This window comes from Paraburkholderia tuberum STM678 (assembly GCF_902833905.1).
Lineage (GTDB): Bacteria > Pseudomonadota > Gammaproteobacteria > Burkholderiales > Burkholderiaceae > Paraburkholderia > Paraburkholderia tuberum.
Window position 1 is genome coordinate 1 of record NZ_CADFGP010000196.1, and the last position, 373, is coordinate 373.

Here is a 373-nt window from a genome sequence, read left to right on the forward strand (position 1 = left end):
GTGACCGCGAGATTCACCTGGTCGATGCCGGCGCTCTGTTCCGCCGCGGCCGCAGCGATTTCCTGCACGACACCGGTCACACGCATGATCGCGTCGCGCGCTTCGTCAATCGTCGAGCCGGTGTTTTCGACCAGCGTTGCACCACAGCCGACGCTGCCCACCGCATGACTGATCAGCTCGCGAATTTCCTTCGCCGCGGTCGCGCTACGCTGCGCGAGGCTGCGCACCTCGCTCGCGACGACTGCGAAGCCGCGGCCTTGCTCGCCCGCGCGTGCTGCCTCAACCGCAGCATTCAGCGCGAGGATGTTGGTCTGGAATGCGATGCCCTCGATCGTCGCGATGATCTCGACCATGCGACCCGATTCGTTCGAGA

Annotated in this window: 1 protein-coding gene; it reads right to left on the bottom strand. The window is 65.4% G+C overall.

Features of this window, described 5'->3' with window-relative positions; all coding sequences use genetic code 11:
* On the bottom strand, positions 1 to 373 hold a 373-nt coding region (locus HWY30_RS40915), incomplete at both ends, for a methyl-accepting chemotaxis protein (protein WP_244145228.1).